This window comes from Plantactinospora sp. KBS50, assembly GCF_002285795.1.
GTDB lineage: Bacteria > Actinomycetota > Actinomycetes > Mycobacteriales > Micromonosporaceae > KBS50.
Map to the genome: position 1 here is coordinate 169,841 of NZ_CP022961.1, position 12,705 is coordinate 182,545.

The window sequence follows — 12,705 nt, forward strand, 5'->3', positions numbered from 1 at the left end:
TCGCGTCCGGCGGCGTGCCAGCCGCCGGACGGCGGTCGTCCCCCGTGCCCGTCCTGCGGGTGCGGGTAGGACGATCGCCAGTTGCGGGCTGGGCGTGACACCGGCGTGCCCTGCGGGTAGGGCACACCGTCGCGGACCGCGCGTGACACCGCCTGTCGTGGGTTGGGTGTGACGCCGCGGCTCCGCGTACGGGGCCGCGTGACACGGCCCGATGTGGGCTGGGCGTGACACCGCTGGGTGGCACGCCCAGGTCGGCGTGGCCCGCGCGCCACGCCCTTGTCGGTGTGGCCCGCGCGCCATGCCCTTGTCGGTATGGCCGCCTCGTCGGTGTGGCCCGGGTGCCGCGCCCTTGTCGGTATGGCCGCCTCGTCGGTGTGGCCCGGGTGCCGCGCTCTTGTCGGTGTGGCCGCCGGTCGGCCGCCCCCGGAAGTTCCCGAGGGCGGCGTTAGGGCTGCGCTCAGCGGCCCGACTCGGAACCGTGCCCGCCCCCGTGGCCCTCACCATGCTCCCGGAGCGCCTCCGCGGCCCCTGCGGCGCCGGACGCGGCGACCACCGCGACCGCCTTCGCCCGCCGTCGGGCGCGCCGGTCGCGGAGCATCTCAAGCGCGATGGGCAGGACCGAGATCACGATGATCAGCGCGACGACCGGCAGGATGTACTTGTCGATGTGGTCGCCGATGGCGTCGTAGATCTGCCGGGCCAGCAGGTAGCCGACCAGCAGGATGCCGTCCACCCACAGCACGGCACCGACGATGTTCCACAGCAGGAACTGCCGGGCCGGCATGCCCAGCACGCCGGCCACCGGGTTCAGGAAGGTCCGGACGATCGGAATGAACCGGGCCAGCACCACGGCCTTGGCCGGTCCGAACTTCTGGAAGTAGTACTCGGCCTTCTCGACGTACTCCTGTTTGAACAGCCGGGAGTTCGGCCGTTCGAACATCCGCCGGCCGTACCGCGCGCCGAGGAAGTGCCCGAACTGGGCGCCCAGGATCGCGCAGATCGGGCCGCCGATCAGCAGGCCGGCCAGGGAGATCCGGGTCCCGTCGCCGAAGATCGCATCGGCAACCGACGAGGCGGCCACGCCGGCCAGGAACAGCAGTGAGTCCCCCGGGAAGAAGAACCCGACGAGCAGACCCGTCTCGGCGAAGAGGATCACCCAGACGCCGACCAACCCGAAGGTGTGTACCAGATCCTTCGGGTCGAGCGGGTTGAGTGCCAGGTTTTCGGAGAACGCGCGGATGTGCTCGGCGGTGTCCACGGCCACAAAGGGTACCGGCATCCGGCCGGCTGGCCACCGCGAGTAGCGGCAGCACCCCCGGCCGGGTCAGGGTCCGGCCGGCGGCTAGTGGTCGTAGCCGTCGTCCGAGCCGACCACCCTGGCCTGCTCCATGGCGTCCCAGTCGTCCACCTCAAGACCCCGGTGCGGTACGGCGTCCTCGTCCTCCCGGGGGTCGGCCATCGTCGCCTGCTCCACGGCGTCGTCGGCCGGAGCCTCCGGATCCCGCTCGTCCGGAACGAGGTGGTCGCCGGGCGCGAAGTCCTCTTCGGGCTGGCTCATCGCCCCTCCTTTGCCGGTCACGGACTGCCACTACACCGTACGGGCTGGTGGGGTCGGCCGCCGGCCGACGCTCCCGCCCGAACCCGTCTCCTGCCCGCGGGCGGTGGGCGGCAAACCGAGTACGCGAATGGCGGGCCGATGGTCGCGCGCAGGTGCCAGGATGGCAGCGTGGGATTCCTGATCCGACTCCTGATCAACGCGATCGCGCTCTGGGTCACCACCGTGATCGTGTCCGGGATCGACGTCACGGCGCGTACGGCCGGTGGCCAGGCGGCCACCCTCCTCGTGGTCGCGCTGATCTTCGGCGTGATCAATGCCGTGCTGAAGCCGATCATCCGGGTGGTCGGCTGCGTCTTCTACATCGTCACGCTGGGGCTGTTCGCGCTGGTCGTGAACGCCCTGCTGTTCCTGCTCACGGGTTGGGTCGCCGGGCAGTTCGACCTGCCGTTCGTCGTCACCGGCTTCTGGTCGGCATTCTGGGGAGCCATCGTGATGGCGGTGGTGAGTTGGCTGATCAGCATCGTCATCCCGGACCGGTCCGAACGGTCCTGACCCACACCGGCGTGGGACGTAGCCTGGTCGGTTGTCCCCGGTCCGGGCGGCTACGGGATACTGCCCGCACCGGACAGCGCGGTCAGGCACACAAGCCGAAAGACAGCGGCCCGCCGGGGCCGAGAGCGGTTAGTAAGGAGCGTTCGAGATGCCCATCGCTACGCCCGAGGTGTACGCGGAGATGCTCGACCGGGCCAAGGCCGGCCGGTACGCGTACCCCGCGATCAACGTGACGTCGTCGCAGACCCTGAACGCCGCGCTGCGCGGCTTCGCGGACGCCGAGAGCGACGGCATCGTGCAGGTCTCCACGGGTGGCGCCGAGTACCTGTCCGGGCCCACCATCAAGGACATGGTGACGGGCGCCGCCGCGTTCGCCGCGTACGCGCACGAGGTGGCCAGGAACTACCCCGTCAACGTCGCCCTGCACACGGACCACTGTCCGAAGGACAAGCTGGACAAGTTCGTCCGCCCGCTCATGCAGATCTCCAAGGAGCGGGTGGCCCGGGGCGAGGAGCCGCTGTTCCAGTCGCACATGTGGGACGGCTCGGCCGTGCCGGTGGCGGAGAACCTGGAGATCGCCAGCGAGCTGCTGGACCGGGCCGCCGAGGGCAAGATCGTGCTGGAGATCGAGGTCGGCGTGGTCGGCGGCGAGGAGGACGGCGTCGAGAACGCCATCAACGAGAAGCTGTACACCACGGTCGAGGACGGCCTGGCCATGGTGGAGGCGCTCGGGCTGGGCGAGAAGGGCCGCTACATGGCGGCGCTGACCTTCGGCAACGTGCACGGCGTCTACAAGCCCGGCAACGTCAAGCTGCGCCCCGAGGTGCTGAAGAGCATCCAGGAGGCGGTCGGCGCCAAGTACGGCAAGGAGAAGCCGCTCAGCCTGGTCTTCCACGGCGGGTCCGGCTCGCTGCTGTCGGAGATCCGCGAGGCGCTCGACTACGGCGTGGTGAAGATGAACATCGACACCGACACCCAGTACTGCTTCACCCGTCCGGTCGCCGACCACATGTTCCGCAACTACGACGGCGTGCTGAAGGTCGACGGCGAGGTCGGCAACAAGAAGCTGTACGACCCGCGGGTCTGGGGCAAGGCCGCCGAGGCCGGCATGGCCGCCCGGGTGGTCGAGGCGTGCGAGGCGCTCCGCTCGACCGGCACCAGGATGGGCAGGTAACCATCGGCGCAGCCCGGCTCCGGCGGTCGCCGGAGTCGGGTCTCAGCCGGCTCCTCGCGGGATCTCCCGCCCCGCGCGGGGCCGCCGGGTCCGCGGCCGGGGCCGCCGGGCCGCCGGGTCCGCGCCCGGGGCCGCCGGCTCTCAGCCGGCCGTCCGGTCTCCGGTCAGCAGCCGGGCCGCCTCGGCGACGTCGTCGGTGACGTGGATCAACGCCGTCAGGTCGCCGCCGCGCGCCCGGGCGAGCAGCGGGCGCAGCAGCTCCTCGACCGGCAACGTCCGGGTCCAGTGCTCCCGGCCGAGGAAGACGTACGGGCCGCTCTCCCCGTCGGTGCCGTAGAACGTCTTGGTCGCCGCCTGGAACACCTCCTGCACGGTGCCGGCCTCGCCGGGGGCGAACACGATGCCGCCGCGGGCCAGCCGCAGGATGGTGTCCTCGCGGATGGCGTTCGAGAAGTACTTGGCGATCCGCCCGGCGAACAGGTTGGCCGGCTCGTGCCCGTACAGCCAGGTCGGGATCGCCAGGCCGCCGCGCCGCGCCCAGTCCGTCGCCGGCACCCCGCCGGGTCCCGGTACGACGTCGGGTCCCGGTACGACGTCGGCTGCGCCCCACGGCCCCGGCCGGTCCGCGGCTACGCGCCCGGACCGCGTACGCGGCACCGGCAGCGCGAGCCGGCCCGGAAAGCGTTCCCGGACCGCCAACGCCGCCGCCGTGTACGGGGTGTGGTCGGCGAAGTCGGGCGCGGCGGCCAGCAGTTCGATCGCCGCGGTCAGGTCGTCGGCCGACCGGTCGGCCAGGTACGCGCCCAGGTTGGCCGCCTCCATCACCCCGGGGCCGCCGCCGGTCACCACCAACCGGCCGGCCCGGGCCAGCGCCCGGCCGAGCGTCGCGGCCATCCGGTACGCCGGTGCACCCCGCCGCACGGCATGACCGCCCATGATCCCCACCACCGAACCCGGGCCGTGCACGGTCAGCCAGTTGCGGGTGGCGTCGGCGAGCGCGTTGTCGATGCCGTGGTCGTGCAGCCGCTGGGCCAGCGCCTCCCGGATCTGCGGCAGCGCGCCGCCGGTGGCGCGGAAGTGCTCGTACACCCGGGTGTCGTACATCCCGGCGAAGCCGCCCTCGGCGAAGCCGGCGGTGAGGTCCTCGGCGGTGTAGAGCCGGGCCGGCTGGGTCGGGTAGGGGACGTCGAGGAACGGCGGCACCACGTGCGCGCCGCGCCGGACGATCGCCGCCTCGACCTCGGGGTCGGCGAACCGGCAGCCGACGAAGAGGGCGTCGGTGACATCGACGCCGGACAGGTCCGGCGCGGGGTCGTCCAACCGGAGACCCTGCACTGTCAGCCCGGCCAGGCTGCCGGCCCGCAGGTGCGGTTCGAGTTCCGCCCGGGACTCGATCTCGGTCGGGGAGGTGTCGTGCGGTTCGACGACATCGGGCGGCGGCGGGCTGGGCACGCCGCACATCATGCCGGGTGCGTGCCCGGCCCACCGGCTCGGGCCCGCGCCGCGCGCGGCGGCGGCGCGGCCTGCCCGGACGCCTCCGGGCGCGGCACGCCCGACGCGCTTCGGGCGCCGCGGGCCGGACACGGCGAGAGCCCAGCGAGGTGATCGCCGGGCTCTCTCTGCCGGTTCCTGGGGAGGCTCCGGACCCCCAGTTGTAGTGCAGACCACGTCCGCGCGCACCAGCCTTACCGGGTGGACCTTCTGGGCCGTTCGGTCAACCCGCACCCCGGCCCCGCTGTTCCTCCGCCATCCGGAGCGGGTTGAATGGGCCGATGCAGAACCTCTTGCCAGAGCCGCCGGCCACCCTCCTGCCCAGCGACGAGGCCGCCGAGGCGGCGCTCGCCGAGGCCGGCCAGCAGAACACCGACGAGGCGTACGCCGCCGCGGCCGGAAACTTCCCGACCTCCAGCGCCGCCTGGGCGGCCCTTGCCGCGCGGGCCGTCGCCGAGGGCCAGGTGGTCACCGCGTACGCCTACGCGCGTACCGGCTACCACCGCGGGCTGGACCAACTGCGCCGCAACGGCTGGAAGGGCCACGGCCCGGTGCCCTGGTCGCACGGGCCGAACCGGGGGTTCCTGCGCTGCCTCTACCTGCTCTCCCGGACCGCCGGGGAGATCGGCGAGTCCGACGAGGCGGCCCGGTGTGCCCAGTTCCTCCGGGACTGCGACCCGGCGGCCGGGGACGCCCTGGCCGGTAGCTAGGGCCGGGTCTGTGCTCTAGAGGCCCTCGGCCACCGCCGCCGCGATCTTCAGCCACGCGTCCCGGCTGGCGGCCGAGAGCTGCCCGTACCGCATCGGCTCGCCGGTGTCGATGAGCCGCTCGTACGGGGCCAGCAGCACCGCCCGGGTACGCGCCGCGAAGTGCCGCTCGATGGCCGGCAGGTCGATCTCCTTGCGTGACGGTGGCATGGACACCACCGTCACGGCCTGCCGGACCAGCCGATGCCGCCCGCTCTGCTCCAGGTGGTCCAGCATCCGGGCCGCCGTCTCGGCGGAGTCGTTACGGGCGGACATCGTGATCAGCAACTGGTCGGTGGCGTCGATGGCGGCCTGCCAGTTCTGCGCCCGGACGTTGTTGCCGGTGTCCACGAAGATCAGCTTGTAGAACCGGCTGACCACCTCGCGGATCTCGCCGAACGCCCGGGCCGTGAGCATCTCGCCGCCGGTGGCCGACTCGTCCGAGGCCAGCACGTCGAACATGCCCTCACCCTGCGCGCGGACGTACTGGGAGAGGTCCCCGATCCGGCCGTACGCGCCCTGGAACTGGCCCAGGTCGCGCAGCAGATCGCGCACCGTACGCGAGTGGAAGTCCTGCTGCGCCCGCATCCCCAGGGTGCCCTGGGTCTCGTTGTTGTCCCAGGCCAGCACGTACCCGCCACGCTTCTGGCCGAAGGTCATCGCCAGCAGCAGGATCGCCACCGTCTTGCCGGCGCCGCCCTTCGGGTTGACCACGGTGACCTGTCGCAGGCCGCCGAAGTTGCGGCGGACCATCTCGACGTCGTGCTTCATCTCCTGCTCGTGCCGGCTCGGGGCGAGTCGGACCAGGCCCAGCTTGTTGACGGCCGCCCGGACCCCGGTGGTGGCCACCGGGTCGGCCGGCCGGACGGCCCGGCGCTGGGCGAACTCCTCGGCCGTGGGTACCGACGAGTCCGGCGCCCACGCCCCGTCGTCGTACTCGGAAGCGCCGGCGGCGGCCGGGTAGCCCGGCTGGCCGGCGTCCGGGGCCGGATACCCGGGCTGCGGATACCCGGGCTGCGGATATCCGGTCGGCGGGGCCGGGTAGCCGGTCGGCGGGGCGGGATATCCCGGCGGTGGGTAGCCCTGCTGTGGTTGCCCCGGCTGCGGTTGGCCGGGTGCCCAGCCCTGCTGCGGTGGCGCCCAGGTCGGCGGCTGCGGCGGGTAGGGCACCGGGTGCCCCGGGTCCCGCTCCTGGCCGGCGTACGGCGCGGGCGGGCTCTCGACCATCGGCGGCCGGGGCACGGGCGGCAGCGGCTGGATCGGCGCGGCCCAGGTCGGCTGGCCCGGCGGGTTGCCCTGGCCGGCGTGCTCCGGTCGGTCGGCCCGGGCCGGCTCACCCGGCCAGGGGGCCGGGGCGGAGGCATCGTCGCCCTCCCACGAGGTGAACTCGGGGGGCGGGGTGGCGGGAGTGGACGACTGCGGACGTACCGGCGGCTGCGCCCACGGCGAGGCGGCCTCGCCGGTCCGCGCGGCGCCCGGGGAGACGCTGCCCGGCGTGACCTCCGGCGGGATGAGCCCGCCCGGTCCGCTCACCGGCGCCGTCGCGATGTCGTCCATCCCGAACGGCTCGTTCAGGTCGACGTTTCCGGAGCGGTTGCCGCCAAGGCCGTCGGCCGCGCCGGCCTCGTCACCGGCGTCGGCGGTCTCCGCCGGGGTGGCGGGCGGGTCGAACCGGTCCGCCGCAACGTTCTCCGCCGGTGCCGTACGCCCGGCCGCCGGGCCGAGTTTGACCGATCCCACCGCGCCCGGACCCGTGGGCGTCGGCCGGGCCGATCCGGCGGCGCCCTCGCCGGTGCCGCCGGAGCCGGTCGGGCCGGCATCGGGGCCGGTCGGGCCGGCATCGGGGCCGGTCGGGCCGGCGTCGGGGCCGGTCGGGTCGGCGTCCGGGCCGGTCGGGTCGGCGTCCGGGCCGGTCCCAACGTCCCGCGGCGCGATGACCGGCCACGCCCGGGTCGGCTCGGCCGGCACGCCCGTGCCGTACGGAGCGGTGGATGGATCGGCGGAAACCGGAGCCACCGGTTGCGCGGCGACCCACGGTGGTAGCGGCTGGGTGGTCGCCCAGGAATCGGCCGGCTGCGCCGGGTCCCGACCCGCACCATCGGCGGGCGGTGCGCCGGGGTGCGCCGGCTCGACATCCTGCCGCGCCGGCGGCGCCTGCTGGAGCCAGGCCGGCACGGGCGGCGAGCCGGCCTGCGGCATCGCGGCGGTCGGGGGCTCGGCCACCGGGGGAGCGTTCCGCGCCACGTCCCGGGCCTCCGGATCGGTCTCCTCCTCCGGCGGCCAGAACGGCTCGCCGACCCGTCGAGGTCCCGACCCGCCCTGGCCGGGTACGTACACCCTGTCGTCGTGCGCCACGGATACCTCCCCCATCTCCATGCCGAGGATATGCCCGCCGGACAGCCCGGCACGATCACGGTCGATCGGCTACCCGACCCCGTCCGGGTCGAAAACCGCCCACGCCCCCGGCTCGACCCACCACGACCGCTTCCGGGTCAGTTCACCGGCGACGCCGTCGTCCAGGTAGGGCACCCGCTCGGTGCGCGGGTTGATCGCCACGGCCCGGCCCCGGCCGCGCCGGATCTCCAGCCGCACCCGGCGGCGCCGGGTCCAGCCGGAGCGCGTCAGCACCGGCACCGCCACCGCGACCTCCACCAGCCCGTCCGCCGGGTCCGCCCCGCGCAGCAGCGGCGCCCCCTCCACCTCGGCGTACCCGCCGGCGTTGCCGACCACGCAGGCCAGCACGCCCTCGTCGCCGGTGGACAGCACCGTGCCGTCCACCTCGACCCGACCCTGCCACGGGCGGGGAGCACCGGTCTCGTCGGCGCCACCGATCAAAGCGCCGTCCAGGGTCACCGAGCCGCCGTCGTTGCGCAGCAGGTCCAGCCGGCGTACCCGGCCGGCGAGCACCGCGCGGGCCACCTCCGCCGGGGTCCTGGGCAGACCGAGCTGGGCGATCAGGTCGGCCGGTCGGGATCCCGTCGCCCGCGCCGGCTCCAGCGGAAGCAGCCCGATGGCCGGCAGGTCCGCAACGGTGCGGTTGCCGGCCAGATCCGCGGGCCGCCGGCTGGGCGGCGGGGCGTACCGGCGGACCAGCCGGCGCAGCACGGCCCGCAACTGGCCGTCGCTCGCCGCGGCAACGACCAGCCGGGTCTTGCCGTCGTCGTCCGGCCAGGCGAGCCCGTCCGCCCGGGGCGGACCGTCCAGCCGGGCGAGTACCGCGTCGATCTCGGCGTCCGACCGGGCGGTCACCGTGCTCACCCGGGCGCCCGCCGCGCTGAGCGCGTCGGCGCAGGCCAGCACGGGTACCCGCGGGGCGTCGGCGCAGGCGTCACCGGTGCCCGGCCCGGCGGCGCAGGCGTCGTCGGCGCCGGCCGGGTGCGGGTCGCCGGCCCGTGCGTCGGCCGCGCCGGTACGCGGGTCGACCTCGCCGGTCCCGGCGCCGCAACAGACCCCGCTGCCGCAGCCGCCCGGCGCCGGGCGATCGGAGCCCAGGGCGAGCAGCACCACGTCGTACACGGCCGAGGGCCTCCTACCTGTTGGTCCGGCCCGTGCGGCTCAGACCCTCACTAGTTGTTAACCTGACTCACCGGGCTTGCCGCGCGGTCGCCACCTGGGCACCCGAGCCCCATGGAGGCGGGTTTTCACGATGCCAGCGATCGTGCTCATCGGTGCGCAGTGGGGCGACGAGGGCAAGGGCAAGGTTACCGACCTGCTCGGGAACCGGGTGCACTACGTCGTCCGCTTCTCGGGTGGCAACAACGCCGGCCACACCGTGGTCACCCCGGACGGCCAGAAGTACGCCCTGCACCTGATGCCCTCCGGCGCGCTGTCCCCGGACGCGGTGATCGTGATCGGCAACGGTGTGGTGGTCGATCCCAAGGTGCTGCTGGAGGAGATGGACGGGCTCGCCGCGCGTGGCGTGGACGTGTCCCGACTGCGGATCTCCGGCGACGCCCACCTGATCATGCCGCACCACCGTGCCCTGGACCGGGTCGTCGAGCGGTACCTCGGCTCCGCCCGGATCGGCACCACCGGCCGCGGCATCGGCCCCGCGTACGGCGACAAGGTCGCCCGGATGGGCATCCGGGTCCAGGACCTGCTCGACCCCGGCATCCTGGGCAAGAAGCTGGAGCTGGTGCTCCGCGAGAAGAACCAGATGCTGTTCAAGGTCTACAACCGCAAGGCGATCGACGTGGACGCGGTGACCGAGGAGTACCTCGGGTACGCGGCCCGGCTGCGGCCGTACATCGTCGAGACCCGGGCGCTGCTCTGGGACGCGCTGGACCGGGGCGAGAACGTCCTGCTGGAGGGCGCCCAGGCGACCATGCTGGACATGGACCACGGCACGTACCCCTTCGTCACCTCGTCGAACCCGACGGCCGGCGGCGCGTGCGTGGGCGCCGGCATCCCGCCAACGGCGATCGACCAGGTGATCGCGGTCAGCAAGGCGTACACCACCCGGGTCGGTGCCGGGCCGTTCCCCACCGAGCTGTTCGACGCCAACGGCGAGCACCTGCGCAAGATCGGCGTCGAGTACGGCACGACCACCGGCCGGGAGCGCCGGTGCGGCTGGTTCGACGCCGTGGTCGCCCGGTACGCGTGCCGGCTGAACGGCGTCACCGACCTGGTGGTGACCAAGCTGGACGTGCTCACCGGGCTGGACAAGGTGCCGATCTGCGTCGGCTACGAGATCGCCGGTGAACGGGTCGACGACATGCCGATGACGCAGACCGCGTTCCACCACGCCACGCCGGTGTACGAGGAACTCGACGGCTGGTGGGAGGACATCACGAAGATCCGTTCCTGGGACGAGCTGCCGGTGAACGCCCGCCGTTACATCGAGCGGATCGAACAGCTCTGCGGCGCCCGGGTCAGCGTGATCGGGGTCGGCCCCGGCCGCGACGAGAACGTCGTGCGGCACCCCCTGCTCCCCTGACCGCCGCCCCGCCGCCCCGCCGCGGCACTGTTGCCGGCGGCGCGACAGAGTTGCCGGCGGCGCGACACAGTCGCCGGCGGCGCGGCACCGTTGCCGGCGGCGCGGCGGGTGGGCAGTCGGTGCGGCGCTCCGCTGATCCGTAGGATGCGGTGGTGCGCGTACTTCTTCTCGGTGGGGGTGGGCGCGAGCACGCGCTGGCCCTGGGCCTGGCCGCCGACCCGGCCGTCGACCAGCTGATCGTTGCCCCCGGCAACCCCGGCATCGCCGCCGTCGCGCGGCTGCGGGAGGTGTCGCCCACCGACCCGCAGGCGGTGGCCGCGCTCGCCGTGGAGAGCGCCGCCGACCTCGTGGTGGTCGGTCCGGAGGCGCCGCTGGTGGCCGGCGTGGCGGACGCGGTACGCGCCAAGGGCATCGCGGTGTTCGGCCCGTCCAGCGCCGCCGCCGCGATCGAGGGGTCGAAGGCGTTCGCCAAGGAGATCATGACGGCGGCCGGGGTTCCCACCGCGCGGGCACGGGCCTGCGAGGACGCCGCAGAGGTGTCCGCCGCGCTGGACGAGTTCGGCGCGCCGTACGTGGTCAAGAACGACGGGCTGGCCGCCGGCAAGGGCGTGGTGGTGACCGTCGACCGGTCGGTCGCGCAGCGGCACGCGGCCGAGTGCGGGCGGGTGGTCATCGAGGAGTACCTGGACGGCCCGGAGGTCTCACTCTTCGTGGTGACCGACGGCGAGGCGGCCGTACCGCTGCTGCCGGCCCAGGACTTCAAGCGGATCGGCGACGGCGACGCCGGCCCGAACACCGGCGGCATGGGGGCGTACGCGCCGCTGCCCTGGGCGCCGCCCGGGCTGGTCGACGAGGTGATGCGGGTGGTGGCGTACCCGACGCTGGCGCGGTTGCGCGACCGGGGCACGCCGTTCGTCGGCCTGCTGTACATCGGCCTGGCGCTCACCGCCGCGGGGCCGAAGGTGATCGAGTTCAACGCCCGGTTCGGCGACCCGGAGACCCAGGCCGTGCTCGCGTTGCTGGAGACGCCGCTGGCCGGCCTGTTGCACGCGGCGGCCACCGGCACGCTGGCCGCGCACCCGCCGCTGCGCTGGCGGTCCGGATCGGCGGTCACGGTGGTCGTCGCCGCGGCCGGCTATCCCGGTACGCCCCGCACCGGCGACCCGATCGACGGCGCGGACCGGCCCGGGGTGACGCACGCCGGCACGGCCCGGTCCGCGGACGGCGCACTGGTCTCGGCCGGCGGCCGGGTGCTCGGCTGCACGGCCACCGCCCCCGATCTGGTGGCCGCCCGGGAGGCGGCGTACGCGCTGGTGGACGGCGTCGGCCTGGCCGGTGCCCAGTATCGGCGGGACATCGCGCTGGTCGCCGCCGAGTCCCGGATGTCGCTGCCAACTTGACCTTGCATGCCACCATCGCATTGACGACCGGTCCGGCCGGTCGGTCGGATCGGCGAGCGGTGGGAGGGGGTCGGCGATGGGCGGGTTCCTCGGGGCCGTTCTGGAGTTCCCGACCGTCCTGTTCACGTTCCTCCTGGTCGTCGTGGTCGGCTACTGGCTGCTGGTGCTGACCGGCGTCCTCGACCTGGGCGACGACGGCGCCGACGCGAGCACGGGCGCCGACGCGGGCGTCGACCCGGGAGCGGGCGTCGACCCGGGCACGGCCGGAGAGCCGGGCGCGCCCGGCGGCGGCAACCCCCTGGGCGGGGCGCTGGCCGCGGTCGGTCTGGGCGGTGCGCCGGCCGGCGTGGTGCTGTCGCTGCTCATCGCCCTCGCCTGGTTCGGCTGCCTGGCCATCGACGTACCGCTGGACCGGGCCGGGTTCGGCCCGGCCGCGCGGTTCGGACTGGGCCTGGTCGTGCTGCTGCTCGCGCTCGCCGCGGCCTGGCTGGTCTGCCGGGCGGTCGTGGTGCCGCTGCGCCGGCTGTTCCCGGCGTCCTCGCCGGACCGCCGGGCCGCGTTCGTCGGTCGGCTCTGTGTGATCCGCACCGGTCGGGTGACCGCCGACTTCGGGCAGGCCGAGGTGACCGCGGCCGACGGCTCGACCGCCGTCGTGCAGGTCCGACAACCCGGCGCCGAGCCGCTCTCCGCGGGCAGCGTGGCGCTGATCTACGACTATGCCGAGGCGGGCGAGTACTTCCTGGTGATGCCCGCCGACCCGCTCATCGATCCATCCCGTTCCGCGCGGTGACCGCGACGTAGCCCCTCACCGGCGCGTGGCGGCCTCCGGACCGCGTCACACCCCACCC

11 protein-coding genes are annotated in these 12,705 nt (G+C 74.3%); 6 read left to right on the forward strand and 5 right to left on the reverse strand.

The window, feature by feature from the left end; all coding sequences use genetic code 11:
* Positions 1 to 457: 457 nt before the first annotated feature.
* Together CIK06_RS00785 and CIK06_RS00790 are read right to left on the reverse strand one after the other, a co-directional pair.
* Positions 458 to 1,279 (reverse strand): DedA family protein, encoded by an 822-nt coding sequence (locus tag CIK06_RS00785; RefSeq protein WP_095563190.1) that lies wholly within the window; start codon positions 1,277 to 1,279, stop codon positions 458 to 460.
* 63 nt (positions 1,280 to 1,342) lie between these two features.
* Complete coding sequence (locus CIK06_RS00790; protein ID WP_095563191.1) at positions 1,343 to 1,558, reverse strand: hypothetical protein; 216 nt, start codon at positions 1,556 to 1,558, stop codon at positions 1,343 to 1,345.
* Positions 1,559 to 1,726: 168 nt separating this feature from the next.
* Between CIK06_RS00790 and CIK06_RS00795 the strand changes: the two genes are divergently transcribed.
* A complete protein-coding gene (locus tag CIK06_RS00795; protein ID WP_095563192.1) occupies positions 1,727 to 2,110 on the forward strand; it encodes a phage holin family protein in 384 nt (127 codons plus the stop codon).
* 148 nt (positions 2,111 to 2,258) lie between these two features.
* Positions 2,259 to 3,284 (forward strand): class II fructose-bisphosphate aldolase, encoded by a 1,026-nt coding sequence (gene fbaA, locus CIK06_RS00800; RefSeq protein WP_095563193.1) that lies wholly within the window; start codon positions 2,259 to 2,261, stop codon positions 3,282 to 3,284.
* A gap of 141 nt (positions 3,285 to 3,425) precedes the next feature.
* Here the strand turns inward: fbaA and CIK06_RS00805 are convergent, their stop codons facing one another.
* Positions 3,426 to 4,745 (reverse strand): hypothetical protein, encoded by a 1,320-nt coding sequence (locus CIK06_RS00805; protein ID WP_198348254.1) that lies wholly within the window; start codon positions 4,743 to 4,745, stop codon positions 3,426 to 3,428.
* A gap of 311 nt (positions 4,746 to 5,056) precedes the next feature.
* Here CIK06_RS00805 and CIK06_RS00810 point away from each other — a divergent pair, with 311 nt between their 5' ends.
* Positions 5,057 to 5,485, forward strand: coding sequence for a DUF3151 domain-containing protein (locus CIK06_RS00810; protein WP_095563194.1), 429 nt, complete (start codon positions 5,057 to 5,059; stop codon positions 5,483 to 5,485).
* Between the two features lie 15 nt (positions 5,486 to 5,500).
* On the opposite strand, the gene CIK06_RS30425 is transcribed toward CIK06_RS00810, so the two are convergent.
* Together CIK06_RS30425 and CIK06_RS00825 are read right to left on the reverse strand one after the other, a co-directional pair.
* Positions 5,501 to 7,720: a chromosome partitioning protein gene (locus CIK06_RS30425; RefSeq protein WP_369916160.1), complete on the reverse strand. Its 2,220-nt coding sequence runs from the start codon at positions 7,718 to 7,720 to the stop codon at positions 5,501 to 5,503.
* 225 nt (positions 7,721 to 7,945) lie between these two features.
* The gene (locus CIK06_RS00825) at positions 7,946 to 9,037 is read right to left on the reverse strand and encodes a hypothetical protein (RefSeq protein WP_095563196.1); all 1,092 of its coding nucleotides are present in this window, start codon (positions 9,035 to 9,037) and stop codon (positions 7,946 to 7,948) included.
* Positions 9,038 to 9,167: 130 nt separating this feature from the next.
* On the opposite strand from CIK06_RS00825, the gene CIK06_RS00830 reads away from it, so the two are divergent.
* The 3 genes from CIK06_RS00830 to CIK06_RS00840 all read left to right on the forward strand — a co-directional run bounded on the left by CIK06_RS00830 (position 9,168) and on the right by CIK06_RS00840 (position 12,647).
* Positions 9,168 to 10,457 carry an adenylosuccinate synthase gene (locus CIK06_RS00830; protein ID WP_095563197.1) on the forward strand — a complete coding sequence of 430 codons (1,290 nt, stop codon included), beginning with the start codon at positions 9,168 to 9,170 and terminating at the stop codon, positions 10,455 to 10,457.
* Between the two features lie 152 nt (positions 10,458 to 10,609).
* Entirely contained in the window at positions 10,610 to 11,857 is a 1,248-nt protein-coding gene (purD, locus tag CIK06_RS00835) for a phosphoribosylamine--glycine ligase (RefSeq protein ID WP_095567462.1), read from the forward strand.
* 76 nt (positions 11,858 to 11,933) lie between these two features.
* The gene (locus tag CIK06_RS00840) at positions 11,934 to 12,647 is read left to right on the forward strand and encodes a hypothetical protein (RefSeq protein WP_095563198.1); all 714 of its coding nucleotides are present in this window, start codon (positions 11,934 to 11,936) and stop codon (positions 12,645 to 12,647) included.
* Positions 12,648 to 12,705: the final 58 nt, after the last annotated feature.

Coding starts and splice junctions, on each gene's coding strand:
- CIK06_RS00785 (WP_095563190.1), bottom strand. CDS start 1,279: ATGCCGGTACCCTTTGTGGCCGTGGACACCGCCGAGCACATCCGCGCG.
- CIK06_RS00805 (WP_198348254.1), bottom strand. CDS start 4,745: ATGTGCGGCGTGCCCAGCCCGCCGCCGCCCGATGTCGTCGAACCGCAC.
- CIK06_RS00830 (WP_095563197.1), top strand. CDS start 9,168: ATGCCAGCGATCGTGCTCATCGGTGCGCAGTGGGGCGACGAGGGCAAG.
- CIK06_RS30425 (WP_369916160.1), bottom strand. CDS start 7,720: ATGCCGCAGGCCGGCTCGCCGCCCGTGCCGGCCTGGCTCCAGCAGGCG.
- fbaA (WP_095563193.1), top strand. CDS start 2,259: ATGCCCATCGCTACGCCCGAGGTGTACGCGGAGATGCTCGACCGGGCC.
- CIK06_RS00790 (WP_095563191.1), bottom strand. CDS start 1,558: ATGAGCCAGCCCGAAGAGGACTTCGCGCCCGGCGACCACCTCGTTCCG.
- CIK06_RS00810 (WP_095563194.1), top strand. CDS start 5,057: ATGCAGAACCTCTTGCCAGAGCCGCCGGCCACCCTCCTGCCCAGCGAC.
- CIK06_RS00840 (WP_095563198.1), top strand. CDS start 11,934: ATGGGCGGGTTCCTCGGGGCCGTTCTGGAGTTCCCGACCGTCCTGTTC.